General features: G+C 69.3%; 24 protein-coding genes. 8 read left to right on the top strand and 16 right to left on the bottom strand.

The window, feature by feature from the left end:
- Positions 1 to 19: 19 nt before the first annotated feature.
- The gene (locus tag AC2DGY_RS00670; RefSeq protein WP_484507772.1) at positions 20 to 1,984 is read right to left on the bottom strand and encodes a M13 family metallopeptidase; all 1,965 of its coding nucleotides are present in this window, start codon (positions 1,982 to 1,984) and stop codon (positions 20 to 22) included.
- A 68-nt stretch (positions 1,985 to 2,052) separates the two neighbouring features.
- Between AC2DGY_RS00670 and AC2DGY_RS00665 the strand changes: the two genes are divergently transcribed.
- The gene (locus AC2DGY_RS00665; protein ID WP_484507771.1) at positions 2,053 to 3,378 is read left to right on the top strand and encodes an MATE family efflux transporter; all 1,326 of its coding nucleotides are present in this window, start codon (positions 2,053 to 2,055) and stop codon (positions 3,376 to 3,378) included.
- Between the two features lie 18 nt (positions 3,379 to 3,396).
- On the opposite strand, the gene AC2DGY_RS00660 is transcribed toward AC2DGY_RS00665, so the two are convergent.
- Positions 3,397 to 5,289 (bottom strand): heavy metal translocating P-type ATPase, encoded by a 1,893-nt coding sequence (locus tag AC2DGY_RS00660; protein ID WP_484507770.1) that lies wholly within the window; start codon positions 5,287 to 5,289, stop codon positions 3,397 to 3,399.
- A gap of 89 nt (positions 5,290 to 5,378) precedes the next feature.
- On the opposite strand from AC2DGY_RS00660, the gene AC2DGY_RS00655 reads away from it, so the two are divergent.
- Complete coding sequence (locus AC2DGY_RS00655; protein WP_484507769.1) at positions 5,379 to 5,921, top strand: hypothetical protein; 543 nt, start codon at positions 5,379 to 5,381, stop codon at positions 5,919 to 5,921.
- Positions 5,922 to 5,978: 57 nt separating this feature from the next.
- Here the strand turns inward: AC2DGY_RS00655 and AC2DGY_RS00650 are convergent, their stop codons facing one another.
- From AC2DGY_RS00650 to AC2DGY_RS00630, 5 genes are all read right to left on the bottom strand, one after another.
- A complete protein-coding gene (locus AC2DGY_RS00650; RefSeq protein WP_484507768.1) occupies positions 5,979 to 6,326 on the bottom strand; it encodes a hypothetical protein in 348 nt (115 codons plus the stop codon).
- A gap of 88 nt (positions 6,327 to 6,414) precedes the next feature.
- Positions 6,415 to 7,158, bottom strand: a complete 744-nt coding sequence (locus tag AC2DGY_RS00645) for a glucose 1-dehydrogenase (protein WP_484507767.1) — start codon at positions 7,156 to 7,158, stop codon at positions 6,415 to 6,417.
- Between the two features lie 145 nt (positions 7,159 to 7,303).
- Entirely contained in the window at positions 7,304 to 7,600 is a 297-nt protein-coding gene (locus tag AC2DGY_RS00640) for a putative quinol monooxygenase (RefSeq protein ID WP_484507766.1), read from the bottom strand.
- 23 nt (positions 7,601 to 7,623) lie between these two features.
- The gene (locus tag AC2DGY_RS00635) at positions 7,624 to 8,394 is read right to left on the bottom strand and encodes an SDR family NAD(P)-dependent oxidoreductase (RefSeq protein ID WP_484507765.1); all 771 of its coding nucleotides are present in this window, start codon (positions 8,392 to 8,394) and stop codon (positions 7,624 to 7,626) included.
- 149 nt (positions 8,395 to 8,543) lie between these two features.
- Complete coding sequence (locus AC2DGY_RS00630) at positions 8,544 to 9,176, bottom strand: TrmH family RNA methyltransferase (RefSeq protein ID WP_484509955.1); 633 nt, start codon at positions 9,174 to 9,176, stop codon at positions 8,544 to 8,546.
- Between the two features lie 127 nt (positions 9,177 to 9,303).
- On the opposite strand from AC2DGY_RS00630, the gene AC2DGY_RS00625 reads away from it, so the two are divergent.
- Positions 9,304 to 9,939, top strand: a complete 636-nt coding sequence (locus tag AC2DGY_RS00625) for a metal-dependent transcriptional regulator (RefSeq protein ID WP_484507764.1) — start codon at positions 9,304 to 9,306, stop codon at positions 9,937 to 9,939.
- Here AC2DGY_RS00625 and AC2DGY_RS00620 read toward each other — a convergent pair.
- The gene (locus tag AC2DGY_RS00620) at positions 9,893 to 10,885 is read right to left on the bottom strand and encodes an SDR family NAD(P)-dependent oxidoreductase (protein WP_484507763.1); all 993 of its coding nucleotides are present in this window, start codon (positions 10,883 to 10,885) and stop codon (positions 9,893 to 9,895) included. The genes AC2DGY_RS00625 and AC2DGY_RS00620 overlap by 47 nt on opposite strands.
- A gap of 76 nt (positions 10,886 to 10,961) precedes the next feature.
- Here AC2DGY_RS00620 and AC2DGY_RS00615 point away from each other — a divergent pair, with 76 nt between their 5' ends.
- The 3 genes from AC2DGY_RS00615 to AC2DGY_RS00605 are packed head-to-tail and all read left to right on the top strand — an operon-like array spanning position 10,962 to position 12,717.
- Complete coding sequence (locus tag AC2DGY_RS00615; RefSeq protein ID WP_484507762.1) at positions 10,962 to 11,282, top strand: hypothetical protein; 321 nt, start codon at positions 10,962 to 10,964, stop codon at positions 11,280 to 11,282.
- 38 nt (positions 11,283 to 11,320) lie between these two features.
- Entirely contained in the window at positions 11,321 to 12,145 is an 825-nt protein-coding gene (locus AC2DGY_RS00610) for an HAD-IIA family hydrolase (RefSeq protein WP_484507761.1), read from the top strand.
- A 26-nt stretch (positions 12,146 to 12,171) separates the two neighbouring features.
- Positions 12,172 to 12,717: a YdeI/OmpD-associated family protein gene (locus AC2DGY_RS00605; RefSeq protein ID WP_484507760.1), complete on the top strand. Its 546-nt coding sequence runs from the start codon at positions 12,172 to 12,174 to the stop codon at positions 12,715 to 12,717.
- A gap of 199 nt (positions 12,718 to 12,916) precedes the next feature.
- Here AC2DGY_RS00605 and AC2DGY_RS00600 read toward each other — a convergent pair whose 3' ends face one another.
- Positions 12,917 to 13,312: a hypothetical protein gene (locus AC2DGY_RS00600; RefSeq protein WP_484507759.1), complete on the bottom strand. Its 396-nt coding sequence runs from the start codon at positions 13,310 to 13,312 to the stop codon at positions 12,917 to 12,919.
- Between the two features lie 313 nt (positions 13,313 to 13,625).
- Here AC2DGY_RS00600 and AC2DGY_RS00595 point away from each other — a divergent pair, with 313 nt between their 5' ends.
- On the top strand, positions 13,626 to 14,648 hold the full coding sequence (locus AC2DGY_RS00595) for a matrixin family metalloprotease (RefSeq protein ID WP_484507758.1): 1,023 nt from the start codon (positions 13,626 to 13,628) through the stop codon (positions 14,646 to 14,648).
- Here AC2DGY_RS00595 and AC2DGY_RS00590 read toward each other — a convergent pair.
- The 5 genes from AC2DGY_RS00590 to AC2DGY_RS00570 all read right to left on the bottom strand — a co-directional run bounded on the left by AC2DGY_RS00590 (position 14,554) and on the right by AC2DGY_RS00570 (position 22,420).
- Positions 14,554 to 15,489 (bottom strand): type IV secretory system conjugative DNA transfer family protein, encoded by a 936-nt coding sequence (locus AC2DGY_RS00590; protein ID WP_484507757.1) that lies wholly within the window; start codon positions 15,487 to 15,489, stop codon positions 14,554 to 14,556. The two genes, AC2DGY_RS00595 and AC2DGY_RS00590, sit on opposite strands and share 95 nt — an antisense overlap.
- The gene (locus AC2DGY_RS00585; RefSeq protein ID WP_484507756.1) at positions 15,486 to 15,998 is read right to left on the bottom strand and encodes a hypothetical protein; all 513 of its coding nucleotides are present in this window, start codon (positions 15,996 to 15,998) and stop codon (positions 15,486 to 15,488) included. Before AC2DGY_RS00585 ends, AC2DGY_RS00590 begins: the two co-directional genes overlap by 4 nt.
- 227 nt (positions 15,999 to 16,225) lie before the next feature.
- On the bottom strand, positions 16,226 to 16,804 hold the full coding sequence (gene pyrE, locus AC2DGY_RS00580) for an orotate phosphoribosyltransferase (RefSeq protein ID WP_484507755.1): 579 nt from the start codon (positions 16,802 to 16,804) through the stop codon (positions 16,226 to 16,228).
- Between the two features lie 32 nt (positions 16,805 to 16,836).
- Positions 16,837 to 17,823, bottom strand: coding sequence for a helix-turn-helix transcriptional regulator (locus tag AC2DGY_RS00575; protein WP_484507754.1), 987 nt, complete (start codon positions 17,821 to 17,823; stop codon positions 16,837 to 16,839).
- Between the two features lie 94 nt (positions 17,824 to 17,917).
- A complete protein-coding gene (locus tag AC2DGY_RS00570; RefSeq protein WP_484507753.1) occupies positions 17,918 to 22,420 on the bottom strand; it encodes a S8 family serine peptidase in 4,503 nt (1,500 codons plus the stop codon).
- A gap of 501 nt (positions 22,421 to 22,921) precedes the next feature.
- On the opposite strand from AC2DGY_RS00570, the gene AC2DGY_RS00565 reads away from it, so the two are divergent.
- Positions 22,922 to 23,767 (top strand): exodeoxyribonuclease III, encoded by an 846-nt coding sequence (locus AC2DGY_RS00565; protein ID WP_484507752.1) that lies wholly within the window; start codon positions 22,922 to 22,924, stop codon positions 23,765 to 23,767.
- Positions 23,768 to 23,772: 5 nt separating this feature from the next.
- On the opposite strand, the gene AC2DGY_RS00560 is transcribed toward AC2DGY_RS00565, so the two are convergent.
- Both AC2DGY_RS00560 and AC2DGY_RS00555 read right to left on the bottom strand, forming a co-directional pair.
- Positions 23,773 to 24,333 carry an NAD(P)H-dependent oxidoreductase gene (locus AC2DGY_RS00560; RefSeq protein ID WP_484507751.1) on the bottom strand — a complete coding sequence of 187 codons (561 nt, stop codon included), beginning with the start codon at positions 24,331 to 24,333 and terminating at the stop codon, positions 23,773 to 23,775.
- Positions 24,330 to 25,403 (bottom strand): LLM class flavin-dependent oxidoreductase, encoded by a 1,074-nt coding sequence (locus AC2DGY_RS00555; RefSeq protein WP_484507750.1) that lies wholly within the window; start codon positions 25,401 to 25,403, stop codon positions 24,330 to 24,332. The genes AC2DGY_RS00560 and AC2DGY_RS00555 overlap by 4 nt, the downstream gene beginning before the upstream one ends.
- Positions 25,404 to 25,422: the final 19 nt, after the last annotated feature.

The following is a 25,422-nucleotide window of genomic DNA, read 5'->3' as shown; positions in this document are numbered from 1 at the left end:
CCGGGTGACCGATCGGGAACTACCAGATGGTCACGCGCTGACCGGGATCCAGCCACAGGCCATCGGATGAGGTCACCCCGAACGCGTCGTAGAACGCGTCGATGTTGCGGACGATCTGGTTGCAGCGGAACTCGTTGGGCGCGTGCGGATCGATGGTGAGGAGGCGGATGGTCTCGGCATCCCGGCCCTTCTGCTGCCAGACCTGCGCCCAGCTCAGCAGCAGACGCTGGATGCCGGTGAACCCGTCGATCACCGGGGCGTCGGCGCCGCGCAGCGACAGCCGATAGGCCTTGATCGCGATGCCGAGTCCCCCGAGATCACCGATGTTCTCGCCGATCGTGAGCGCACCGTTGACCGTGTGCTCCTCCGACAGGCCGCGTGGCACGAGGGTGTTGTACTGCTCGATGAGCACCGACGTGCGCTCCTCGAACGCGGCGCGGTCGGCTTCGGTCCACCAGTCCCGCAGCGACCCGTCACCGTCGAAGCGGCTCCCCTGGTCGTCGAAGCCGTGCCCGATCTCGTGTCCGATGACAGCGCCGATGCCACCGTAGTTGGCCGCAGCATCCCGCTCGGCGTCGAAGAACGGATACTGCAGGATCGCCGCCGGGAAGACGATCTCGTTCATCAGCGGGTTGTAGTACGCGTTGACCGTCTGCGGCGTCATGTGCCATTCGTCGCGGTCGATGGGCTGCCCGACCTGCGCCAGTTGACGGTCGTGCTCCCACACGTGGGCGCGGCGGACGTTTCCGACGAGATCTCCCGCGTCCACCTCGAGGGCGGAGTAATCCTTCCACTTCACCGGGTAGCCGATCTTCGGCGTGAAGGCGTCGAGCTTTGCCAGGGCGCGCTCCCGGGTCTCCGGGCTCATCCACTCCAGATCGGAGATGCTCTCGCGGTACGCCTCGACGAGGTTCGCGACGAGCTCGTCCATCGCGACCTTGGCTGCCGGCGGGAAGTGGCGCTCGACATAGACGCGGCCGATCGCCTCGCCCAGGGCGGCCTCGACGAGGCTCACTCCGCGCTTCCATCGTTCGCGGTTGACCGGGACGCCGGTGAGCTGGGTGCCGTAGAAGGAGAAGTTCTCCGCGACGAAAGCTTCCGAGAGGAAAGCGGCGGCGCTGTGCACGACCTTGAAGCGCAGCCACGCCTTCCAGTCGTCGAGGCGTTCCGGGCTGAGCAGGCGGGCGAAGGACTCCAGGAAGCTCGGCTGGTACACGACCACCTCGGCGAGCGCGTCGGGGTAGCCGGGCGCCACCGCGTCGCGCCACGGGGCGAGGTCGATGCCGGTGAGCGCGACAGTGTCATCCCACGAGCGGAGGTTATAGGTCTTCACCGCATCGCGGCTTTCCTCCCGGCTCCAGTGGTGCGTGGCGAGGTCGGTCTCCAGCGCGAAGATGCGGTCGGCGGACGCGGCGGCATCCGCAACGCCCGCGAGGTCCAGGATGCGCTCGATGTGACCGCGGTAGGCCGTGCGCGTGTCCTCGAAGTTCTCCAGGCGGTAGTAGCTCTCATCCGGCAGCGACAGGCCCCCCTGGTAGAGCACGGGGAGGTAGCGCTGCGGGTTGCCCGGGTCGGGCTCGACGAACAGGGAGATCAGGCCGCTCACGCCGTCGCGCTCGAGCTCCCCGAGCGTGCGGAGGAGGTGCGGGATGCTGTCGACCGCGTCCACGCGCGCGAGCTGGTCGGCCAGCGGAGCCGCGCCGAGTTCTTCGACGCGTGCGGTGTCCATGAAGCTGGTGAACAGGTCGCCGATCTTGCGGGTCTCCGTGCCCGGCTCGGCGTCCTGCGACTCCTCGACGATCGCTCGGACATCCTTCTCGGCCTGCTCGGCGATCAGGTGGAACGACCCCCAGCGGGCCTTGTCATCGGGGATCTCCGTCCGGTCCAGCCAGCGGCCGTTCACGTGGCGGAAGAGGTCGTCCTGCGGTCGGATCTCGTCGCTGAGCTCTTCGATCGCGAGGCCGGAGCGGGCGTTGTCGGTCATCCCTCAAGGATATGCACGGCGCCTGGGGATGCGGAGGAAAGGGCCCCGACGGGCCCTAGGCTCGACGCGTGACGACCCGGCGTGCCTCGCTCAACCGCGACATCCTGCGACTGGCCGTCCCCGCCCTCGGCTCCCTCATGGCCGAGCCGCTGTTCCTGCTCGTGGACTCCGCGCTGGTGGGTCACCTCGGCGTCGCTCCGCTGGCGGGCCTGGGCATCGCCGGCGCCGTGCTGCAGACGATCGTCGGGCTCATGGTCTTCCTCGCCTATTCCACGACTCCCGCCGTCGCGCGCCGGTTCGGAGCCGGCGACCCCACCCGGGCGGTGTCGGTCGGCATCGACGGGATGTGGTTGGCCCTCGGCATCGGCGCGGTCCTGGCGCTGGCGGGGTCGCTGGCCACGCCGTGGCTGGTGGGCGCGTTCGGTGCAGGGCCCGACGTCACCGGGCACGCCGAGGTGTACCTGGGCATCTCGATGTGGGGCCTTCCGGCGATGCTCATCGTGTTCGCCGCGACGGGGCTCCTGCGCGGCATGCAGGACACCGTCACGCCGCTGTGGATCGCCGGCATCGGCTTCGCCGCGAACGCTCTGCTCAACGTCGTCTTCATCTACGGCTTCGGATGGGGCATCGCCGGCTCGGCCGCGGGCACCGTCGCCGCCCAGTGGGGGATGGTCGCCGCCTATGTGGCCGTCGTCGGACGGCTGGCCCGCACGCACTCCGCCTCCGTGCGCCCTCAGCGCGAAGGGGTGCGGGGCTCGGCGCGCTCTGGGGGATGGATGTTCCTGCGGACCCTGAGCCTGCGCGTCTCCCTCCTGGCCACGGTCGCGGTCGCGACTGGACTCGGTACGGACGAACTGGCCGGATGGCAGGTGGTCTTCACGATGTTCTCCGCTGCCGCCTTCGCGCTGGACGCCCTCGCCATCGCCGCCCAGGCGCTCGTCGGCAAGGGCCTCGGCGCGGGTGACGAGGCCCAGGTGCAACGGGTGCTGCGGCGGACGACCGCGTGGGGCCTGGCGTTCGGCGTCGTCGTCGGCGCGCTCATCGCGGCGCTGTCGGGCGTCATCGGCCTCGTATTCACCGGCGACGCGCGCCTGGCGGCCCTGGTGCAGCCGGCCCTGCTCGTGCTCGCGGTGGCACAGCCGGTGTCGGCGGTCGTCTTCGTGCTGGACGGCGTGCTGATCGGCGCCGGCGACGCCCGGTATCTCGCGCTCGCGGGCGCGCTGAACCTGCTCGTGTTCGTGCCCGCTCTCGTCCTCGTCGCCATCCTCGGCATCTCCGGCGCGGGCGGGCTGGCGTGGCTGGCTGCCACGTTCTTCGGCGCGTACATGCTGGCGCGGCTCGCGACACTCGGATGGCGCGTGCGCGGGCAGAAGTGGATGACCGCGGGGGCCTGAGGTCGCAACGGGCACGGGCTACGCCGCGACCCGGGCAGGCGCCGGTGCGCCGGCTTCCGTCCCCAGGCGGACGGCGGGACCGCGCAGAGCCCGGAGGGCGTACAGGATCGTCGTGAGATCGACCAGCTCCTGCACGAGCGCGCCCACCACGGCGGGGATGACCCCCGTCGTCGCGACGAGCATGAGCCCGATGCTCAGCCCGATGCCGATCCAGATCGCCGTCAGCGCGACGCGCAGGGTGTGCCGACCGATCTCGACGGCGTCGACCACGCGCGAGAGCGTGTCGACGACGATGACGACGTCGGCCGCATCCCCCGCGGCCGTGGCGCCCTTCGCGCCCATCGCCACGCCGATATCGGATGCAGCCAGCACTGGGGCGTCGTTCACCCCGTCGCCGACCATCATCGTCGGACGCGGGCTCAGCCGGGCCGCCAGATGCACCTTCTCGGCCGGGAGGAGTTCGGCATGGACGTCTTCGATCCCCACCTCCCCGGCAACCGCCTCCGCGGTGGCGCGCGCATCGCCGGTGAGCATCGCCACGCGCTCGACGCCGTGCGCGCGAAGCCACTCGATGACCTCCGCCGACTCCGGACGCACCGCATCGGCGAGGATGAGCGCGCCGACGAAGGCTCCGTCGACGGCCACGTAGGCGGCGGCCTGCCCGGCGACCAGCGTCGCGCGCGTCAGATCGGGGGCGACAGAGGCGATGTAGGCCGGCTTGCCGACGACGACATCGTGCCCGCCGATCCTCGCGGCCACCCCGTTGGTGGCGACTTCACCGGCCCGTTCGGCGGGAATCAGCTCGACGCCGCGGGCCTCCGCCGCCCGACGGATGCCGTCGGCCAGCACGTGGGTGGAGTATTGCTCGGCGGAGGCGGCCAGACCGAGGACGGTGTCGGCGTCGAAGCCGCCCGCGGGGCGGATCTCGACGACCTCGGGACGGCCCTGGGTGAGAGTGCCGGTCTTGTCGAAGCAGGCCGAGCGCACCCGGGCGAGCTGCTCGATCACGGCGCCGCCCTTCATGATGACCCCGGCCTTCGCCGCCCGCGACAACCCGCCCAGGAACGCGACGGGCGCGGCGATGAGGAGTGGACACGGCGTGGCGAGGACGAGCACCTCGGCGAAACGCACCGGGTCGCCCGACAGCGCCCATGCCGTGCCGCCCAGCACGAGCGAGGCGGCGGTGAACGGCACGGCGAACCGGTCGGCGAGCCGCACGATGGGCGCGCGCGACTCCTGCGCCTCCCGCACGAGCGCGACGATCTGCTGGTATTGGCTGTCCGCGCTGCGCCGAGTCGCCCTCATGCGCACCGCGAGCGTTCCGTTCACCGCCCCCGACAGCACTTCTCCCCCTGCGGTGCGCGTGACCGGCATGCTCTCGCCGGTGAGCGAGGACTCGTCGAACGTTCCGCTGTCGCTGACCAGAACGCCGTCCACCGGGACGATCTCCGCGGGGCGTACGAGAAGCAGGTCACCGGGCGTCACGTCGTCCACCACGGCATCCTGGATCTCATCGGAACCCGACCACTGCGGATGCACGAGCACGTGGGCGATGCGAGGCGACCGATCCAGCAGCGCGGTGAGATCGCGCCGCGCGCGCTGGGCGGCGAAATCCTCCAGGGCCTCGCCCCCGGCGAGCATCAGCACGATGATCAGCGAGGCGATGTACTCGCCCACGGCGAGCGTGGCGATCATCGCGACCACCGCGAGGATGTCCAGCCCCACGTGTCCGCGGAGCACATCGCGCACCATCCGCGCGATCGTCCACACAATGAAGACGGAGACGTAGGCCGTAGCCAAGGCCTGTCCCGTGCGCGGCCCGTTCGCCGTGTGCAGGGAGAGGACCACGGCCAGGACGACGATCGTGACGGTGATCGCGGGGTACCGCCGGATCGCGCCGAGTGCGCTCATGTCGCCAGCCTGTCCTGCCCCCTACCCCGCGCCCAGGGCCCTATGACCCCATCCACGGCGTTCCCAGGGTCGCGGCCTACCGTGTGCGCATGACGAGGCTCCCCCGGGCAGTCGTCGCCGTCCTGCCGGCGGCGGCGCTGCTGTCCGCCTGCGCAGCGGGGCCGACCGCCACGCCGTCACCGAACGATGGACCTCGACCCGCGCCCTCGCTGTCGGCGTCGAGTCCCGCAGCATCTGACGCCCTGCCGCACGCCGGCGACGACGTGACCGCGTGGGCGGAGATCGCCCTTCCGGAGAACCACCCTGGCGGTGGCGGCTTCCTCACCCGCTCATCGGGCGCGGTCGCGCCCGACGGGGTGGCCATCGAGCTCCCCACCGATGCCGGCTTCTGGGAGTTCGTGGTCACCTGCCAGAGCGAGGACGGCTCGCCCCTCGTTCTCCGCCTCGAATCCGCGATCGCCCCGCCCGAGGCCACCGCGACCGAGCTGGAGTGCTCAGCACCCGGCGAACCCCAGCCGGCCACGGCCACGATCCTCTTCGAGGGCGGCGGGGAGGGGAGCATCCGGGTCGACGCGACCGCCGACGCCGTCTACGCCTACGAGATCCGTCCGCACGACCAGCCACTCACATGAGGCGCGAATTCGTGCCGACGCCATCTCGACCGTCAGCGTGAAAGCTTCTTGGCCGGGCTATCGCGCGACGGCTCTGAAGTGCGTCCACCAGCTCGCGAGAGGCGTGTCGTATTCCGTCCGAAACTTCTCGCTGAGCTCCCCGACGAAGCGGATGTCGAGGAGCTCCGTGGATTCTCCCCAGGCCTTCTGGCCTTCCGCGGTCACTTGGAGATGTTTGACGATCGCGTCCTCGTTCTCGTAGCGCTCGTGCTGCAGCACGATGCCGTCGGCACCGCGCGCCATCTCGTACTCGAGCACGTAGGGTTCCTCGCGTTCGGTGAGGGGGAGCACGATCGCGAGGTAGTCCGCGTACCGCGCGTCGTCGATGATGCGGTAGCGGAAGTACATGTCGATCCGAGCTGTCATCTGCTTCGTCCTTGCCTTATCAGGGTGCGGTTATAGGAGGGGTCGGTGATGGGAGGACGGCGGTCCCGTGCATTCGTCATGCGAGGCGTCAGGTGCCGTCGAAGTGCGCAAGTCCGGCGGTCTCACCACCGTCAATGACGAACTCGGCGCCGGTCGCGAAGCTCGATTCGTCGCTTGCGAGAAAGACGACGACATCCGAGATCTCACTGGCACGCCCGATTCGGTGCAACGCCACGTGACTCTGCAATGGATCGATATCCCCGAGCATGGGCGTTCTCACCATTCCCGGGTGGACGGAGTTGACCCGGATGCCGTAGCGGCCGAGATCGAGAGCCGCAGCCTTGGTCAGGCCTCGGATTCCGAACTTGGATGCGGTGTATGCCGGCAGCGATTCGTAGCCCATCAGACCGGCGCTGGACGAGATATTGATGATCGATCCCTGGCCGCGCAGCTTCAGCGCGCTCACGGCGCTGCGGATCCCGTAGAAGGTGCCGCTGAGGTTGATCGACATCACCCGATGCCACGAGTCCACGTCGAGTTCGTCGATGGGAGCGAAATGGACGATACCCGCATTGTTGACCAACACGTCAAGGCCGCCGAAATGCTCGACCGCCGCGCGAACCGCCCTCTCCCACTGGGCGACAACGGTGACATCGAGCGGAACGAAGAGCGCACGATCGCCCAGCTTCTGGCTCAGAGCGCGACCTTCGTCCTCGAGGACATCCGCGATCACGACGCGGGCACCCTCTTCCAGAAGTGCGGTCGCATGAGACGCGCCCATTCCGCGGGCTCCGCCGCTGATGAGGACCACTTTGCCGTCGACGCGTCCCATCAGGGAACCTCCCTCAAGCGTCGAGCGCTGTCGGCGCTGTATGGGTCACTCATCACGCGCATCTCCAGAATGAGGTTCTTCATCGGAGTTCCTCCGCATCAGGGACTGTCTCCTTCGTCATAAGAGTCCATCGACTCGGTACGGCTCAGCTGAGCAGGTTGACCTGGTCGTCGCTGGCGAAACCGACCAGGATCGGCTCCCCGATAAGAATCGAGGGCATGTCAGCGAAGCCTTCGCGCGCGTGATCGGACGCCATGTGTGCCTCCAGATCCTCGCGGGACTGCCACACTTCGATGGAGTAGAACTGCTCGGGATCGTCGAGGCTCTGGGCCCAGTCGTACGAGACGCATCCGGGTTCGGCCCGCGTCGCGATCAGCAGCGGCGCCAACGTGGCACGCAGGTCCTCGAGCGCATCGAGTGGGATACGGAATGACCCATGCACGATAAACATCGTCAGCACTCCGATTAGGCGGTGGGTACCGGGCCGAGCAGCAGCCCACCGTCCGCGACGAATTCGGCGCCCGTGATGAAGGACGCCTCGTCCGAGGCGAGGAACAGCACCATGTTGGTGATCTCGCGCGGCTTCCCGAGACGCGGAATCGCGAGACCATGCGGCGAGTAGTTCGCCGTGACCGCCGGGACCCCGGGCGCCATCGGCTCCGTGATCAGCGGCGTGTTGATCGGTCCCGGGTTCACGGCGTTGACACGGATGCCGTCCTGCGCGAGTTCCATGGCGGCCGTCTTGGTGATCCCGCGCACTGCCCACTTGCTGGCGTTGTACGGCGAGAACATCGCATCACCCTGCATCCCCGAGATCGAGGCGGTGTTCACGATGACACCCCCACCTGCGCGACGCAGCGACGGAGCCACCGTGTGCATGCCCAGCCAGGTGCCGTAAAGGTTGGTCTCGATCACGCGTCGAAAATCTGCGAACTGCCCGGCTTCGATGGAGGCCGGAAGCGACACGACACCGGCGTTGTTGATGAGAATCGAGATGGGTCCGAAATGCTTCTCCGCCTCTTCCACGGCAGCGGCCCACTCGGTCTCGCTGCTCACGTCGAATCCGACGAAATGCGCGTTCTCCCCGAGTTCGTTCGCGAGTGCGCGCCCCTCGTCCTGACGCTGATCGGCCACGACCACGCGGGCACCTTCCTCGATGAACGCGTGCGCGTGCGAGGAGCCGATGCCGCCTGCGGCGCCGGTGATGAATACGGTCTTCCCTTCAAAGCGTTTCACTTTGATCACCCTTCATTGATTGCGTATCCCCCACAGTAATTACTTACTTACCAAGTGTCAAGCAGACGGCCGGTGGCGCCCGAGCTGTGGCCTGGGCGGTGCGCTACCTAGCGCACGATGTCAGAAGGTACGCACTCGATGCCGGGCAGCTAAGCCCACCGTCGGCACCACTCGTACATCACCACGGCAGCGGCCGCCGACGCGTTGAGCGACCGGGTCGAGCCGTACTGCGTGATCTCCACGACACCGGATGCGGCGGCCACCGCCTCGGGCGACAGCCCCGGGCCCTCCTGACCGAACAGCAGCACACAGTTGCGGGGAAGCTCGGCGCGGTCGACGGGTAGGGCGCCGCCGACGTTGTCGACCGCGATGATCGGCAGCCCCGCCGCATCCGCCCACGCGACGAACGCCGCCACATCCTCGTGATGGCGGACGTGCTGGTAGCGGTCGGTGACCATCGCGCCGCGGCGGTTCCAGCGACGGCGCCCGATGATGTGCACCTCCGCGGCGAGAAACGCGTTGGCGCTGCGGACGATGGACCCGATGTTCATGTCGTGCTGCCAGTTCTCGATCGCCACGTGGAACGGGTGCCGTCGCTGATCGAGGTCCGCGACGATCTCCTCCATTCGCCAGTAGCGGTACGCATCGACGACATTGCGCCGGTCGCCGTGCGCGAGGAGCTCCGGGTCATAGCGTTCGTCCGCGGGCCAGGCATCCGGACCGCCCGGCCACGGCCCGACCCCGTGGGGAAGTACGGCCTCCCCCGTCTCGCCGTCGCCCATCCCGGCGGTGTCGTCGCGCTCTCCCACGTACTCACGCTATCCCGCGGGTCGACTCGCCAGCATCCGTCGCGATTCGGCCCCATATGTCGCGGATGCTGGCAAGTCGACGGGTCGGTAGCCTGAAGCCGTGGCATCCCCCGCCGTCGACGACTACCTCAAGACGATCTACCACCACACCGAGTGGCAGGACGAGCGCATCACCCCGTCGCAGCTGGCGAGCGTGCTCGGACTCGCGCCCTCCAGCGTGACCGAGATGGTGCAGAAACTCGCCTCCCAGGGCCTGGTCACGCACCGCCCCTACGGCCCGGTCTCCCTCACCGCATCCGGCGAGCGGCGCGCAGCCGCGGTGGTGCGCCGGCACCGCCTCATCGAAACCTGGCTCGTGAAGGAGTTCGGCTACGGCTGGGACGAGGTGCACGACGAGGCCGAGGTGCTCGAGCACGCCCTCAGCGATCGCCTCCTCGAGGGGATCGACGAGCGGCTGGGCCGGCCACGGTTCGACCCGCACGGCGACGCCATCCCGGATGCCGAGGGCGCGGTGCACCGCGAGGCGTTCGTGCTCCTCGCCCATGCGACGCCGGGGCACACCGGAAGCGTCCTGCGGGTGAGCGACCGCGACCCCGAGTTGCTCCGGGCACTCGTGGATGCGGGGGTCGACGTGGGGCACACGGTGGAGGTCGGTCGTGCCGGGACGGCGCGAGTGGATGGCGTGGCGATCACACTTCCGGACGGCGCGGCATCCGCCGTCTGGTTGTCGGCCTGATCCCGGCCGTCCGCGACGCCTTCTCGAACGGCCATCGCACCGCCATGGCCTCCTCGCACGTCCGCCACAGCCGGGCCATGAGCTCGGGGTTGCGGGTCAGAGCGGCGGGCGTTGCCCTGTGCGGGACGCCGCGGATTGCGAACCGCGGCCCCCACACCTCGCCGCCGCGTACGTCGGGATCGGTCAGCGCGCGGACCAGCGGTGCCGCGCCGACCTCCTTAGACTGAGCGACGGGGGACTGCAGGTTGTCGACGAAGCGCTTCGCCCGGGAGGGTTCGTTGATGCCGCGGATGGCGGCGGTGCGGCCGCTCTTGGAGTACCCGGGGTGCGCGACGACGCTCGCCACCGGGACGTCGGCCTCACGCAGACGCCGGTCGGCCTCGAGACCGAGGGCGGTGGTGGCCACCTTGGACTGCACGTAGGCGCGCCACGGCGTGTAGCCGTCCACCAGCTGAGGGTCGACGGGGTCGTAGCGCCACAGCGAGCTCGAGACGCTGCCGACCCACACCATCCGTCCCGACGCCGCCGCGAGCGGCTGCAGCAGCTCGCCGGCGAGCGCGAAATGCCCGAGCACGTTGGTGGCGAAGACGAGTTCGTTGCCGTCGGCGGTCTCACGGGTTCTGGGCGGATGGACCATGCCGGCGTTCATGAGCAGCCCGTCCAGCCGCCCACGCGCGCGAACGGTCGCGGCAGCGGCGCGGACAGATCCGAGCTTGCTCGTGTCCAGCAACAGCGTCTCGATCGAGGCATCCGGCACCCGCGCCAGCAGCGCGACCTTCGCCGCCGCCAGCCTGTTCGGGTTGCGGCCCGTGACGATGACGTGCGCACCGGCGCGGGCGAGCTGGTCGGAGGAGAAGAATCCGAGCCCGGCAGTGGCTCCGGTGACCAGGTACGTCCGGCCGGACAGGTCGGGCGGGGTCCCGGGAGCCTCCGCCGCGCGCGTCATCCTCACACGGTACCGCCCACGGCGCCGCCGCACGCGTCTTATGCCGATCTCGGCATAAGACTGGTAGGAAGGACGGGTGAGCTCTCCCTCTCCCGCTCCGCCGGCCCGATCACGCCGGGCGCGGGTCATCTCTATCGTCCTGTCCGTCGTGGTCCTGGGCGGCTTCGGCCTCTTCGTCGCCCAGGCCTATATCCCGCTCCCGGGCGTCACCGATTGCACGGTGACGGACATCATCGAGGAGGACGGGCGGCGCGGGAACCAGATCACCCTGTACGTCACCTCGTGCGGCGACTACTACTCCGATTTCGGCGACGGCATCGAGATCGGCGAGACGTACGACTTCGCTCTGCGGGGCCTGTTCAAGACCAACATCACCGACTGGACGCCGTCCTCCTGACCGAGGCGCGCGTCTGGTCCCGGGCATAGGGTGGGGCCATGCGCACCCGGGCCGATATCGAGTGCTGGCTGACGGACATGGACGGCGTGCTCGTCCACGACAACACCCCGATCCCCGGCGCCGCCGAGCTGCTCGAGCAGTGGCGAGACGACGGGACGCCGTTCCTGGTGCTGACGAACAACTCCATCTTCACGCCGCGCGACCTCAGTGCGCGCCTGCGCGCGTCGGGCCTGATCGTGCCGGAGGAGTCCATCTGGACCTCCGCACTCGCGACCGCCGACTTCCTCGCCTCGCAGATGCCCGACGGCACCGCGTTCGTCGTCGGAGAGTCCGGCCTCACGACGGCTCTTCACGAGGCGGGCTTCGTCATGACGGAGACCGACCCCGACTATGTCGTGGTCGGCGAGACGCGCAACTACTCGTTCGAAGCGATCACGAAGGCGATCCGCTTCATCGGGGCGGGGTCCCGCTTCATCGCCACCAACCCGGACGCGACCGGCCCGTCTGTGGAGGGCGTGCTCCCGGCGACGGGGGCGATTTCCGCCCTCATCACCAAGGCCACCGGCAAGGAACCGTACGTCGTCGGAAAGCCGAATCCGATGATGTTCCGTTCTGCGCTCAACCGCATCGGCGCGCATTCGGAGAACACGGGCATGATCGGCGACCGGATGGACACCGACGTCGTCGCCGGCATCGAGGCCGGGCTGCACACGGTGCTCGTGATGACCGGCATCAGCGACGAGGCGGAGATGAACCGCTACCCGTTCCGACCCGACGAGGTGCTGGGGTCGGTGGCCGAGCTCGTGCGCCCCGATCCGGTCGAGTCGGAGCTCCCGGATGCGGACCCGTCGCGAGGGCTGTGATGGGCGCCCTGGATGACCGTCCGCGGATGGAGTTCGCCGACGCGGCCGCGTGGCGGGCATGGCTCGAGCAGAACCACGCCACATCCAGCGGCGTGATCGTGCTGCGCGCCCGTGCGGGCGTGGACCGTCCGCTGATCACCTACCTGGATGCGGTGCGCCAGGCGCTGTGCTTCGGCTGGGTGGACGGCACCGTCAAGCCGCACGACGAGGAGACGATCGGCATCTGGTTCTCCCCCCGCCGCCCGAACAGCGGCTGGGCGGCGACGAACAAGCAGCGCGTCCTCGAGCTCGAAGCATCCGGCGAGATGACCGACGCCGGCCGCCGCGCGATCGCAGCAGCCCAGGCCAGCGGGATGTGGGAGGTGCTCGATGGCCCGGAGGCCGGCATCGAACCGCCCGAGCTGACCGCGGCGCTTGATGCGGTGCCGGCGGCGCGAGCGAACTGGGACGGGTTTCCCGCCTCGGCGAGAAAGATGGGGCTGACCTTCATCGCGATGGCCCGCCGCCCGGACACGCGCACGGCCCGCATCGGGAAGATCGTGGCCGACGCGGCCGAGGGACGCCGGCCCTGACATGGACGACCGCACGCTCGTATTGCTCGTGTCACTGGTCACGGTGTCGGGGACGCTCGTCGCCTTCATCGTGCAGTTCGTGCGCTCCCGTCGCCGCGACCGCGACTGACCCGGCCGCGCGGGGGTGTCAGGCGCGCCGTAGAACTCCCAGTGCCACGCCTCGTCAGGACCGCTGCCGCCCGGGCGGGCCCACGGGGGATTAATCCACCCGTACCGGCCGGCGTTCTCGCTGAGCCACCGGTAGGTTGCGCTGCCAAACGAGATGCGGGCGTGGGTGAATGTGCCGGGGAACGGTGGTCAGTGACCAGCCGATGCTCTCGTCGTGTTCGAGGGTGAGTCCGAAGCTCTCGGCAATCTCGCGGAACTTGGCGTCGTGGTAGCGGCCCTGGCGGCTGGTGTCTTTGACCGCGCGGCTGTTGGCGGCGCCGTGTGCTACCTCGTGTAGCAACGTGCCCAGCACGCCCACACCGCCCCGGGAGAGGCCTTCGCCGCCGATGAATAGCTCGTGCACGACGTCCTCGCCCCGCACCCATCGATCGGGCGCGAAATGACCTAGGTTCATGCCCTTGACCGTGCGGCCAGATGCGAGCGTCACGACGCCTCCGGAACGTCGGCCTGACGCTCTTGGATCGCCGCGAAAAGTCTCGGGGGAGCCGGTCGGCGTAGCCGCTTGCATGGAGGGTGGCCGACCGTATGCTGCCGAAGGCTTCACGGCAAAAGAACTCGCCCGTAGGGCGTGTCGGTTGACTGGCCCTATGCGGCGGCGCCGCGGTCGTTCGGTACCCAGTCGACGAACAGAGGATGAACATTCTTGGAGTGGTCTTCGCATGCGCGTCTCAGCGCGCCCAGGCTGAGCCCTGCCTGAGAAATCTCAGGCAGCCATCCCCCTGGACAAAGGAAAGCCAACGATGCGTCTCAAACCAGCCCGATTCGCCAGACCGGCGTTTCTTGCGATCGCCGTTATCGCCGCGGTCGCGTTCCCGACAGCGGCGCATTCGGCGCCGGTCGAGCAGACCGCGGAGTGCACTCCCCGAACGGTCGATCAAACGGAGCTTGATGCAGCCAAGGCGACCGGATGTGACCTCGAAGGGTGGACAGTCGTGCTGGATTCCGGCGCGTCGCTGGTGGTCCCTGCTCCCGGTGTCGTCGTGAGCGGCGGCGCTCATGGCGACGGAACCGCCGAGACCCCGGCAGATATCGCCCTCTATCACTCGGCGGCCGGAGACATCGCAGTCCTGATCGAGGGTGACCATCCCTTCGGGACCAGCGCAGCGGCTGCCAACGAATTGGGAAGCCTCGAGGAGCGAACCGACCCCGCACCCACGGCCTTACTCGCGGACAAGTGTTCTGAGTCCGCTCCGTACGTCCTCGGTGCAATGTGGGCGAGCCACGTGTACGGATATTTCTACAACAACAGTGGCGCTCCGAACGCCAACGATTGGGGGACCAGGCTGGCGACCGCCGGGGGTTTCAATATCGAAAACTCTTACAGTGTCGAATGCGGGTCCTGGGACATCGACCTGAACATCGCCTACGCGGGCGTTACCTCCGGCGCCCCCGGGGTCACCGCTACCCCTGGATGCACCAGCGCTGACGGCAATAACATCGCCGGATGGGGCGCGCTCAACGGAAGCACCCTCGGGTACTACTGCTCCTGGAACACGATCGCTGGATTTAAGCAGGAGGCCGATATCAAGTTCGACAGCTCTTCGCGCTCGTGGTGGTATCCGACCGCCATCGCCGGATGCTCGGGGACTACATACGACTTTGAGTCAGTAGCCACTCACGAAATGGGGCACGCCGTCGGGCTCGGGCACGTCGACGACAACACACAAATCATGCGCACCACCACGTCGGCCTGTGACATCTCCGGCCGTAGCCTCGGTCGCGGCGACCAGAAAGGGCTGATCGCTCTGTACGGGCTCCGATGAACGATCCGGCTCGCCTCCGCAAACTCCGCTTCGCCTTGATCATCGCTGTCTCCATCCTGGTCTTGGCATCGATCGTCTTCGTCGCGGGCTTCAGGACCTGGGAAGGCTGCGCATCACGAGAAACCGGAAGCGCCTCCGAGGAATGCGAACGAGGCTGGGAGTGGAGCCTGTGGTGAGGCCGCTCCCGCCCGCCCCCTAGGGAGCTAGCCACACGTAGTAACAACAAGCGAGAGAGGCGACCCCCGGCATCGGGGGTCGCCTCTCTCCTAAGCAGCGTGTCCCGGATGCGTTCGTTGCGGCGGGTGCCGATCCTCTCGACGGTTGCCGTGAGGCTGCTCAGCTGCGTTTGGTCCCGCACGTGGTCCTGCGGGTCCGCCAGCCGGGTGAACAGGTCACGCATCCCCGTCAGGGGTGCGTGCGCCTGGATCGCGCGTAGAGCCTGCTCTGCCTCACGGCGGTAGAACGCCCCGTCTCCCGTGCTGAGCGGGATCGTGCGGAGAATCTTCGTGGTGATCTGAGACACCGTGCCGGTGAACAGATTCCACGGTTCACCGATTCGCACCGTGTGTCCGAGGGAGCGCGCGAGGTTGGCCAGCTGATCGGCATCCTCCGGGTCGCCCTTGGCGTCGATGAACGTCACAGGCCACCCCCTGCGCAGCACCTCGACGATCGCGTGATGCATCAGAACCGTCTTGCCGCTGCCGCTTTCGCCCAGCTGCATCACGCGGATCGCGCCGGCCGACGCCGGCAACATGACGAACCGCCCCGCCGGGTCGGTCCAGTCGGAGATCTGTCGCCGGTCGGTGAACCTCTCAGCGATCGACACCGTGGCACGGCTCACGAGCGCGATCGCGCCCGCTGGCGCATCGAGACCACCGCCTTTGCCGGCCGACGGCGCGCCGTCCGGGGGTCCAGCTGGACCCCGAGCCGGCGCGCGCTCACCACGTCGGCTGCGCGCTTCCTCGCGCTCTCGATGTGTTCCTGAGTGAGCACATCTGGGATGGTGCGGCGCCGCACCATTTCCGCGATCCGTCGACGTCGGATCGACCACGTGACCGGCAGCAGCAGAAGCCCCAGAGAAAAGTTCACCAGGAGCCAGGGCCAGATCGTGGCCCAGACCGTCCCCAACCACCCGTCGGTGTCGAGGAGCGCGCTAGCGGTCCCCGACGCGACCCACTCGACGATCCGAGCCGTCTCGTACGCGAGAACGGCGACGACGATGAGAACGCCGATCGTGTTTACGACCCACTGCCAGCGGTAGGTGATCCAGAAGGCATGCCGCTTCGCGAGTGCGTACCCGGCGATCCCCGTGACCAGCCAGGGGATCGCGAGGGGCAGGTAGCTGGACATTCTCCACAGACTGGCGATCGCCACCTACGGCGGCGGGGGAGTGTCGTGGACGATAGCCGGCTGGCATCGTCAGGGCCCTCGTCGAGGGCCTCCATCAGCTGTCGCGCACGCTGCACGGTCTTGGCGCTCATCCCGAGCCGTGCAGCGACCGTTTCGTGCGCCGTGGCCACGCCGCGCCCGGTGGACTAATCTGCGGCCGTGCGGTCGGCGTATGCGACGCGCAGCAGTTACTGCGGCTGCAGGCCGAGGTCGTCGAGGTCGATCGCGGCGAGCCACTGCAGGCCCTCCGCCTCCACAGCGCCCTGCGCGCCGGTCTTGCGGTCGACGATCACCGCGACGGCGACGACCTCCGCACCCTCGCGGCGCAGCGCCTCGACGGCCTTGAGCGCCGACTGGCCCGTGGTCGAGGTGTCTTCGACCACGACGACGCGCTTGCCCGCGACATCCGCGCCCTCGATCTGCCGGCCGCGGCCATGGTCCTTCGGCTCCTTGCGTACGACGAACGCGTCGAGCGGGGAGCCCGCGCGAACCGACTCGTGCAGGATCGCGTTCGCGATGGGGTCGGCACCGAGCGTCAGCCCGCCGACGGCGACGATGCCGTCGAGGTCGCGGATGAGGTCGAGCATGATGCGGCCGATGGCGGGGGCGGCGCGGTGATCGAGCGTGAGCTTACGCATATCGACGTAGTACGTCGCCTTCTTGCCGCTGGAGAGCGTGAAGTCGCCGTGGAAGACCGCCTCCGCGGTGATGAGGTCGATGAGGGCCTGCCGGTCGGCTTCGAGCTCGGGCGTGGAGGCGATCGTCATGGGCTCGAGTCTATGGGCGGCGGTGGGGCGGGTCAGATCCAGCCGCGGCGGGCCGCCTGCGCGCCGGCGTGGAAACGATTCGTCGCCTCGAGATCGTCGAACAGGTCGCGGATGCGGCGGCGCACGGTGCGTGTGGACATGCCGAGCTGGCGTGCGATCGCCTCGTCCTTGACGCCGCCTGCGACGAGGGTGAGGAGTTCGCGTTCGGCCGCCGTCGGCTGACGTGCCCGATCCTTGCGGTCGCTCCCCCGCCACATCATGGCGGTATCCGCGGTGACGGGCACGCCGCGGCGCCATTCGGCCTCGAACAGCGCGATCATCGACTCGAGAAGCTGGGGCGACTCCGTGATCAGCGCCTCCGGTGCGGACGCCGAAAGATTGAGAGCGATCAGCCCGACCGACCCGTCGGCGAGCGCCATCTTGGACGGAAGCGTCTCGATGATCCGCGCCTCTTCGCCGTCCGCCACATTCCTCCGCAGGCGCTCGAGCCCGCCGTCGACGTCGAGGCTCGATGCCGCGTACACGGCGCGCCACCGCACACCCCGGGCGATCGATGCTCCCTCTATCGCGGTCGTGGTGGCCAGCACATAGGGCGGCATGTCGAAGGACAGCAGTTCCCGCGTCGCACGGAACGCGATGCGGTAGTACCAGTCCGACACCGCGGCCGTTCCCCGCACGATCCGCGTCACGGAGCCGGTCTCGGCGCTGCTTCGCGCCTGCTCGAAGATCTCGGCCAGCGCAGGAATGCCCGCCCGGACGCGTCCCAGACGCGCCTCCTGCTCATCCGCGAGCAGACGCAACGCGTAGCGCGGATCGACAGCGGCGTAGTCGCCGGTGCCGGCTTGATTGACGAGTCCGCGTGAACGCAGGGCCTGCAGTGATGCCTCCGCTGCGGTGACCGGCACGCCGAGCGCGGCGGCGATCTCCTCGGCCGAGAACTCTCTCCGGGTCAGCGCGAGGCGGTAGATCTGCTCCTCCTGCGCATCCAATGACCACAGCGAGAGGAGGCCGGATTCCACTGCTCCATTCTCCCCTCGTTCCGCGGGGCCGGGTCGGCGCGGGCACCGCACTGCCTGCCCCATGCACGTTGCGCCGGGGAGGCGGTGGGGCCGCTCAGCCGTGCACGCGACCCCGTCGGATGCGGCGCACCACGAGGATGCCGGCCAGCAGCAGCACGAGCCCCACCGGGACCAGGCCGAGCGCCATCCCGCCGCCCGTCGCGGACAGCCATCCGTCCGGCGCCGCCTCGCCCCCGTCGGGCTCATCACCCGGTCCGGTACCCGGCATTCCGGGGTCGCCGGGGTCGCCCGGCATTCCGGGGTCGGCGGGCGTTCCGGGATTTCCCGGCTCGTCCGGCGTCCCCGGGTCTTGGGGGCTGCCCGGTGCCGCCACGTCGGCGATCGTCAGGGGCGGGAGCACCAGGCGGCGCATCGCCTGGTAGTGGATGTCGGGTCGCGAGACCTCGTAGGTCGCCACGAACCAGGATGCCTGAGCCTCGGGCACCGCGATCGTGCGGTCGATCACCGGCCCGGGCGTGGTGATCACGGGGGTCGGGATCTCCTCGGCGTAAACCTCCTCGCCCTCGTAGTGACGCGCCCCGAGTCCTGCGACCAACGTGAATCCGCCGCTGTACTCGGCGTACCGATTGGAGACGGTCATCGCCATCGGCCGTGCCGGGTCGGCGGGTGCATCCGACCTCCGAGCGGTGACCCAGTAGTCCAGGCCGAGGTCTACCGTCCCGCGGCAGTCCGCTGCGGGGTTCTCGTAGGAGGCGAGCGTGTCGCCGTCCAGCGCGACCGTCAGCCATGCGACTCCCGCGAGGGGGAAGGAGTCGCTGCTCGATGTCGCCGCATCCGCCCAGAAGGTCGAGAACACCGCGCCCTCGTCGCACCGCTGGAAGCGCAGCTCCGGCTCGTACGGGTCGCCCGAGCGGTTGTCGATGGTCAACAGCGCCGCCCCGTCCGCCGCGGGATCCGCCCCTAGGGAGATGGCGCTCGCCTCACCGCCGACCGCCTCATAGTCGATGCTGAGGGGAGTCCCTCTGGCACCGTCCGGTGCGATCGGCGTGACGGTCGCCGTCATCGCCCCCTCCGCGGTGGACACCGTCCTTGATCGGTCGTAATTGCTGGCATACGAGGGCGGTGTCCACGCGTCGCGCGTCTCATCCAGGTAGACGGTGCCATCGGCATCCGTGAGTACGGTCTGTATCGCCCCCTCGCCGGAGAACGTCGTCTGAAGCGAGACCGCGGGGCTGCCGTCGAACGCGACGCTCGTCCACGGCTCGACCGACAACACGATGAGGGCGGCGACAGCGAGGGGAGCTCGCGCTTCCTTCCCCTGCGACCGCAGGGTCACGGTGTGCTCTCCTTCCGCGACCGAGTCCGGCAGCACCAGCCAACGCGCAGCCTCACCCTGATCGTCAGCCCGTCCCGATGCGAGGGGCGTCTCGTCGTCGAGCACGAACTCGTACTCCGCACCGCTGGCCAGACCCGAGCCGGTCCCGGAGAAGCCGGTCGCCGGCCGCACGGCGGATGCGCCCAGGCTCAGCGCGAGCTCGCCGCCGGGAACGGCCTCCCCGGCCTCGGTCGTCACGCTGATGACCGTGGACAGGCCGGTGTCGCCGTACTCGACGCGTCCGAGATAGCCGGAGGCGTCGGTCAAACCGGACCACGACACGGTCGCCGTGGAGGTCTGGCCGACGTGCGTGCGGACGACGGTCGGATCCACCCGGAGCGCACCCAGGTCGCTGGCCTCGGTGAGGACGCTGGAGGTCAGGACGAAGGGCACGTCCCCGGGACCCGAGTACGCATCGACCTCGATCACCCACGTTGCATCGAACGGGTACTGCACGTCGATCCGCTCGTCGGGTCCGGATGACGCAGACGTGCCGGCGTCCACCAGGGTGCCGTCTGGCAACTGCCGGTGGGCGTACAGGTCGAGGTCGGCGGTGTCATCCAGGCTGTCGACGTCGAAGCGCGCGAAGCTCGCGCCGGCAGGCACCTGGACCACGAACCGCTGCTGTGTGCCCGGGGCGATGCTGCCCTCAGTCGCACGGCCGCGCGTAAGACCACTGAGCCGGAGGTCGACGTCGGCGTCATCCCCGCCCAGGAGATCCACCTGAACCGACCCTGCCGAGCCCTCGCCCCCGATCTCCGTGGCCACCGCGAGAGCGACCGGCCGGACGGCCAGGGGGATGCGGACGCGCTCTTCGCCGTCCACCCAGGACAGCTGGCCGATGGCGAATTCGCCGAGCGGCGCGTCCGTCCTGACGAACTCCACGGTGTAGTCGGCCGAATCGCCGGCGGCGGCGAACGTCAGCGTCGCGGGGGTGACCGTCACGTCCACGCCGGGCATGGAGACCGGCGCCACCGCATACGTTCCGGCGCGGGTGGCGGTGACCGTCCGCGTGACCGTCTGACGGCCGGGAAGCGACCCGATCGCGATGGACGGGATGTTGAGGTCGCTGCCGTCGATCGGAGCCACGCCGTAGTCGGCGAGGCCTTCGCCCTGCAGGTATGCCTTCCAGTCGTCGACGCCGTTGAGGTACAGCAGACCCGCGTCGAGATAGCGCGTCGGGTCGACCTGCCCGGCGCCCTGCGCGAACGGGTCGGTGAGGGGCGACCCATCGGCCGCGAACGTGTCGTACGCCGTCGTCATGAGGGCGGACTTGATCTCGGCCGGACTCGCGCTGGGCCGCGCGCCGAGGTACAGCGCGGCGAGCCCCGCCGCGTGCGGGGATGCCATCGACGTTCCCGACATCGCCGCCCACTGCGGCGTGCCGCCTTCGGCATTGGCGGTGGCGGCGAAGATGGAGACCCCGGGGGCGGCAATGTCGGGCTTCAGCACGTCGCTGCCCCCTCCCTCGACAGGTCCACGGGAGGAGAAGCCCGCGACCTGCGGCACCGGCGGCGAGGGGATCGCAGTGGTGTTGCCGCCTTCGAGGCTGACGGTGGCGCCGCTGGTCGCGGCGTAAGCGTGCAAGCCGGCCCAGGCGTCCGCATCCAGGTGGATGGTCGGGATCGAGTGGTCGTCGAGATCGATCGCACTCGGCGTCGGGTTCACGAGCACCATGCCGATGCCGCCCGCGCGCTTCACCTCCGCTGACTTGGCCACGCGGTCGACCTCGCCCCGATCGCACAGCACGATCATTCCCGCGGCTTTGGCCGGATCAAGCGCGCCGGGACCGCACAGCGCAGGATCGGGTGCTCCGGAGAGGACCGCGGATGCGGCGTCGATGAACGGCCCGGTGACGGCCGAGTCGCCGAGCACCGCGCTGCCACCCAGGTAGTTGTGGCCGTCACCGAGGCGCACCGTCGCTTCGGGGAAGGGGATGGTGCTGGCCGCGACGGTCGTGATCCACGGCGATGCGTTGTCGAGCGTCGAGGGGTCGGGGCCGCTGTTGCCGCCGGCGGCCGCGACGAAGATTCCGGCGGTGGCGGCGGCCATGAACGCCCGGTCGGTGAGCTCGTTCGTGGTCGTTGCCGCACCACCGCCGATGGAGAAATTGATCACATCGACGTTGTCGCTCACGGCCGCGTCGATCGCCGACAGCAGGTCACCGGTGGCGCAGCCGTCATCGGTGAGACCGGTCCAGCACACCTTGTACGCCGCGATACGGGCCGCCGGCGCCACGCCGGAAATCGTGCTCTCGAACGTTCCCCACGTCGCGTCGACGGCGTTGTTGCCCGCAGCCGTGCCGGCAGTGTGGGAGCCGTGCCCGCTCCCATCACGCGGAGAGGAATACTCCCCGGCGGATGCGTCGGCGTGCTCCCCGAAGCTCGCATCGAAAAACCGTGCCCCGACGATCTTGGTCGAGCAGTCGTCGGCGTCGAACTGCTCACCGGTCTGACACGTGCCCGTGAAGGTGCTGCCGTCACTCTTGGCATAGGTGATGGTCGTGCCGTCGAGGTAGGGCTCGTTGCCCGGCGTGGTGCCGAGCGCATCCCCGCCGAACGAGGGGTTCTCGGGTGCGATACCGCTGTCGATCACGCCCACCACCACGCCGGCACCGGCTGCTTCGATGCCGCCGAGCTCGCCCCAGACCCCGCCGTCACCCTCAAGCCCGAGAAAGTCGGTGCTCGTCTCGACCGCCTGCGGCTTCAGCAGTTCATCGGGCGCGACCACGGCCACACCGGCCATCGACGCCAGGTCGGACGCCTGTTTCGCGGTGAGCTCGGCCGCGAATCCGTTGGTCGCGAGGGTGTACGAGGCGTCGACGGTCGCGCCCACCGCCTCGGCGAGGTCGTTCTGCCGGTCCGCGAGGTAGTCGACGTAGGTCTGCACCACTCGACGTTGAACCTGCAACGGCTCGCCCTCGACCGGCGTCGTGGGCGCGAGGCCGTCCACACCGCCCGCGTACGTCGCCGCGGGGTCGTCCCGGAGCGTCACGATGTACCGGCCCGGCTCCCACTCGGTCGTCAGGGCGACCTCGGCTGCTGCCGCATCGAATGCCGCGGCATCCTGAGCGGGGCGGTCCATGGGCCCCGGTGACGCGGTCGCGTTCGCTGCGACGGGGATGCCGAAGACGAGGGTGGCGAGCAGCACCGAGGCGATGAGCTGTGACACGGGGCGGGCGGGACCCCACGAGTGGGAGGGTCGCAGGGCGGGTGCGGGCACGGGAGTCCTTTAGTTGGGTGCGGCGCGCGGCCGGCGTGAGCCCGGACGGTGAGTGACACCGGAGGGCGGGTGAGCGACACCCGGGCGCACTGTCATTGCTAGCCGAGCCGGTCGTCAGCCGGCGTGTCAGGCGGTGTCCACTTGCGGACACGGGATCCGGTGCGGACAGGACTGTTACACGGCCGACACAGGACGGCGCGTTCACCCCGCCGGTGGACGTCCGGCCGCATCCTCGCCCTCGGGCGGCGGCGGGGCGTCGGCGGGCGGCGGTGGGGCGGGTCAGATCCAGCCGCGGCGGGCCGCCTGTGCGCCGGCGTGGAAACGATTCGTCAGGCGCCCGTCGCGCGCCGTGCCCATGTCTCAGCATCCGCGCACCATGTCTCAGCATCCGCGGTCCATGTCTCCCTTCCTGCAGGAATCGACCCGGATCCTTGCAGGAAGTGAGACATGGAGGCCAGGATGCGGCGGCGGGGCGTCGGCGGGCGACCATAGGCTGGACGCATGCGCTTGGCCACCTGGAACGTCAACTCCATCCGCGCCCGCCTCCCCCGCATCCTCGACTTCGCGGTGCGCGAGCACATCGACGTGCTGGCGATGCAGGAGATCAAGTGCAAGAGCGAGCAGTTCCCGACCGAGGCGTTCGAGGAGGCGGGCTACCACGTCGCCGCTCACGGACTGGACCAGTGGAACGGCGTCGCCATCGCCAGCCGCGAGCCGCTCACCGACGTCGAGATCGGCTTTCCCGGGATGCCGGGGTTCGCGAAGGGGCACGAGGGCCCGGATGCTCCGCAAGAAGCCCGCGCGATCGGGGCGACCGTCGGCGGGGTGAAGGTGTGGAGCCTGTACGTGCCGAACGGGCGGTCACTGGGCGACCCGCATTACTACTACAAGCTCGACTGGCTGAGCGCGCTGCAGCAGTACACCTCCGACACCCTTACCCGCACGCCCGATCTCGCGTTCGCGCTGACCGGCGACTTCAACATCGCCCCCACCGACGCCGACAACGGTGTGCCCCAGATGGTGCAGGGTTTCTCGACCCACATCTCACCGCCGGAGCGTGAGGCTTTCGCGGCGCTCGAGGCCGCCGGGGTCGCCGATGTCGTCCGGCCGCTCATTCCCACCGGGTACACCTACTGGGACTACAAGCAGCTGCGCTTCCCCCGCAACGAGGGGCTGCGCATCGATTTCATCCTGGGGTCCCACGCCTTCGCGGAGGCGGTCACCGGTGCGCAGATCCACCGCAACGAGCGCAAGGGCGAAGTGCCCAGCGACCACGTGCCCGTCGTCGTCGACCTCGATCTCACGAGCACCGAGGAGGACGACGACCGGCCCATGATCTTCGGCTGATCCGATCAGCCCGCGTACGCCTCGGCCCCGGCGGCGAGACGCTCGAGCTGGGGAAGCACGTCGTGCAGCCCGATCTGGATGCGGCTGTACACCTCGGCGTTGAGCACTGTCCCGCCGTCGATGTCGCCGGCGTTGACGTAGAAGGCGACGGGCATGACCGCCGCCTGGAAGAACCCGAAGAGGGGGCGCAGCTCGTGCTCCAGCACGAGCGCGAACCGCTCGGATCCGCCGGTGGCCGCAAGGATCACCGGCTTGTTCGCCAGCGCGTATTGGTCGACGAGGTCGAAGACGTGCTTGAACATGCCCGGGTAGGAACCACGGAACACCGGGACCGCCACCACCAGGACGTCGGCCTCCTCGATCGCGCGAAGTTCCGCCTCGACGTCGGCGCTCACCTCGTCCCGTTCGGTCGCCCCGGTGAGCCCCGGCCCGAGCCGGTAGACGTCCACGCGACGAACCGAGATGGACAGGAGTTCACCGAGGGTCCCGGTGATGAGGCCGGCGAGCGCCATGGTCTTGGACGGCTCATGGGGACTGCCGTTGACGACCACCACGTTCAGGCTCATACGATCCTCCCGAAGGCGTCGACCCGCCCGGTCTCGCGGCGGAGGACCGGGGCGACCTCGGTCCCGATGCGCTCGATGGCGGCCAGATGGTCGGCCTGCGACAACCCGCCGTAGCCGATCTGGAAGGTGACGCGGCTCGCACCGTACGCCTCGCGGTAGGCCATGAGCTTGTCGATGATCTCCTGCGGGCTCCCCACGAGCAGCCCGCCGGCAGCCGTGGACTGCGCGTCGAACGCCGCGCGCGGCAGGGGGAACCCGGCCCCGCGCTGGTGGTTGTTCTCCATCATCCCGACGCGGAACGCGGGATACATGAGGTCGCGCGCGCTCTGGCTGGTGGCCCCGACGAACCCGTGCGCCCCGATGCCGACGCGCAGCGAATCCGGGTCGTGACCGGCATCGGCGGCCGCTCGCCGGTAGATGTCGGCCATCGGAGCCAGGCTGTTGAGCGGTCCGAGGAGGAGGCCGAGCGCCATCGGAAGCCCCAACTGGCCGGCGCGCACCGCGGACGCGGCCGTGCCGCCCACACCCACCCAGATGGGCAGATCCCCGACCGGACGCGGAGCGATGTCGATGCCGCGGAGGTCGCGCGTGTGGAAGCTACCGGGCCATTCGGCCGGGTTCCCGGCGCGGATGGCGAGGAGGGCGTCGAGCTTCTCGCGGAACAGGTCGGCGTAGTCGGCGAGGTCGTAGCCGAAGAGCGGGAACGACTCGAGGAACGAGCCGCGACCGGCGATGATCTCGGCCCGCCCACCGGACAGCAGGTCGACGGTGGCGAAGTTCTGGAAGACCCGCACGGGGTCCTCCGAACTGAGCACGGTGACGCCGCTGGTCAGGCGGATGCGCTTCGTGCGCTGCGCGATAGCGGCCAGCACGACGGGGGGCGAGGCGATCACGAAGTCGGAGCGGTGGTGCTCCCCCACGCCGAACACATCGAGCCCGACCTGATCGGCCAGTTCGGCCTGCTCGAGCACCTCCTGCATGCGGGTGAGGGGTGACGGCGTCACTCCCGTGCGGGGATCGGGTGAGATCTCTCCGAACGTGAGGACACCGATCTCAAACGGATGGGTCATTTCACAGCCTTCCAAATAG

The organism is Microbacterium sp. Z6_144 (genome assembly GCF_057197625.1).
The sequence above is the reverse complement of the archived record's forward strand: the minus strand, read 5'-3'. Positions and strand labels throughout refer to the sequence as shown.

Coding starts and splice junctions, on each gene's coding strand:
- AC2DGY_RS00565 (WP_484507752.1), top strand. CDS start 22,922: ATGCGCTTGGCCACCTGGAACGTCAACTCCATCCGCGCCCGCCTCCCC.
- AC2DGY_RS00555 (WP_484507750.1), bottom strand. CDS start 25,403: ATGACCCATCCGTTTGAGATCGGTGTCCTCACGTTCGGAGAGATCTCA.
- AC2DGY_RS00655 (WP_484507769.1), top strand. CDS start 5,379: ATGACGAGGCTCCCCCGGGCAGTCGTCGCCGTCCTGCCGGCGGCGGCG.
- AC2DGY_RS00650 (WP_484507768.1), bottom strand. CDS start 6,326: ATGACAGCTCGGATCGACATGTACTTCCGCTACCGCATCATCGACGAC.
- pyrE (WP_484507755.1), bottom strand. CDS start 16,804: ATGACGATCGCCTCCACGCCCGAGCTCGAAGCCGACCGGCAGGCCCTC.
- AC2DGY_RS00595 (WP_484507758.1), top strand. CDS start 13,626: ATGCGTCTCAAACCAGCCCGATTCGCCAGACCGGCGTTTCTTGCGATC.
- AC2DGY_RS00610 (WP_484507761.1), top strand. CDS start 11,321: ATGCGCACCCGGGCCGATATCGAGTGCTGGCTGACGGACATGGACGGC.
- AC2DGY_RS00560 (WP_484507751.1), bottom strand. CDS start 24,333: ATGAGCCTGAACGTGGTGGTCGTCAACGGCAGTCCCCATGAGCCGTCC.
- AC2DGY_RS00630 (WP_484509955.1), bottom strand. CDS start 9,176: ATGGGCGACGGCGAGACGGGGGAGGCCGTACTTCCCCACGGGGTCGGG.
- AC2DGY_RS00645 (WP_484507767.1), bottom strand. CDS start 7,158: ATGGGACGCGTCGACGGCAAAGTGGTCCTCATCAGCGGCGGAGCCCGC.
- AC2DGY_RS00660 (WP_484507770.1), bottom strand. CDS start 5,289: ATGAGCGCACTCGGCGCGATCCGGCGGTACCCCGCGATCACCGTCACG.
- AC2DGY_RS00620 (WP_484507763.1), bottom strand. CDS start 10,885: ATGACGCGCGCGGCGGAGGCTCCCGGGACCCCGCCCGACCTGTCCGGC.
- AC2DGY_RS00670 (WP_484507772.1), bottom strand. CDS start 1,984: ATGACCGACAACGCCCGCTCCGGCCTCGCGATCGAAGAGCTCAGCGAC.
- AC2DGY_RS00605 (WP_484507760.1), top strand. CDS start 12,172: ATGGAGTTCGCCGACGCGGCCGCGTGGCGGGCATGGCTCGAGCAGAAC.
- AC2DGY_RS00585 (WP_484507756.1), bottom strand. CDS start 15,998: ATGTCCAGCTACCTGCCCCTCGCGATCCCCTGGCTGGTCACGGGGATC.